The sequence below is a fragment of the Methanoregula sp. genome (assembly GCF_002835825.1).
Lineage (GTDB): Archaea > Halobacteriota > Methanomicrobia > Methanomicrobiales > Methanospirillaceae > Methanoregula.
The window spans coordinates 1-1,101 of record NZ_PIZH01000716.1; the positions used below are offsets into that span (position 1 = coordinate 1).

Sequence of the window (1,101 nt, forward strand, 5' to 3'; positions counted from 1 at the left end):
TGCAGGTACCGCCCGATGTTGACGGGAGGCGCAAGTGCCGTTCCTCGGTTGGCTGCCGGGGCGTCCTGCTCGGCGCAGGGTTTGTTGCCCCGGGCTTCCGGGGGCAGCTCACCATCTGCCTGACCCACATGGGAAGCGAAGATGCCAGCAACCGGCCAAACGATCGAATCGTCCAGTTGATCCTGCACGAGGTTGCGAACAGCAGTGAAGGGTATTCCGGGAGGTACCAGGACAGCGTCGGCGCGGTGGAGGCACGATGACCCTCATCCGGACAGAGCGCAAGTATGTCGAGGTCCTGCGGATCCCGAAAGAACATCGCGACCCGATGGGTGCAAAACGCCTCTCCGAGCTGATGGCGGAACGGGGTTTTATCTTAAGCGACCGTGCGGTCCAGTACTACCTGAGTTATCTGGACACCATGGGGTATACCGAGAAGATCGGAAACCAGGGCCGCATCCTGACCCCCGCCGGATTTGCCGAGACCGACAACGCCCTTGTGGATGACCGTATCGGTTTTGTCATCGCAAAACTTGAACGCCTTGCCTACCGGAGCACGTTTGACCCCACGACCAGCACGGGCGATGTAGCGTATAACCTCTCCATGGTCCCGAAGGGATCGTTTGAGAAGGCAAAGGAGTTGTTTGACGACGTTGTCCGGGCGGGCTGCGGGTTCTTCAACACGTATAAAATCGTTGACCGCGATCCCCGGATTCCATCAGGGTATGTCGGGTTCATCACGGTCTGCAGCATCACCATGGACGGGGTCTTCCAGCGCAAGGGAATACCCGTGAAGATGGCATACGGGGGGCGGCTGAAGATCGAGAACAATATTCCCAAAGAGTTCAACGACCTTATCGGGTACCGGGGGACCACCATCGACCCCCTTGAACTGTTCATCTCTGCCGGTCTCACTTCTATTGGGAGGTACACGCACTCGCGGACCGGCATCACGCTTGCGAATGTCCGGGAGGTCCCGACGGCCTCCGAAGATCAGGTCAACGAGACCATCCGTCTCATGAACGCCTGCGGGTTTATCTTTCCCATCACCATGGGAAGCCAGGTATTCAACCTTCCCCCGAACCCGAACCGGCTCTCCATCGT

Annotated in this window: 1 protein-coding gene and 1 pseudogene; both read left to right on the forward strand. The window is 58.9% G+C overall.

Translation table 11 applies throughout. The annotated features are described in order from the left end of the window. Nucleotides 1-260, forward strand: a pseudogene (locus CW742_RS14655) (dCTP deaminase); the annotation flags it as partial. After that, nucleotides 257-1,101 (forward strand): DUF128 domain-containing protein (locus CW742_RS14660; RefSeq protein WP_292421662.1); only part of this gene is annotated, 845 nt, incomplete at its 3' end. The pseudogene CW742_RS14655 and the gene CW742_RS14660, both read left to right, overlap by 4 nt.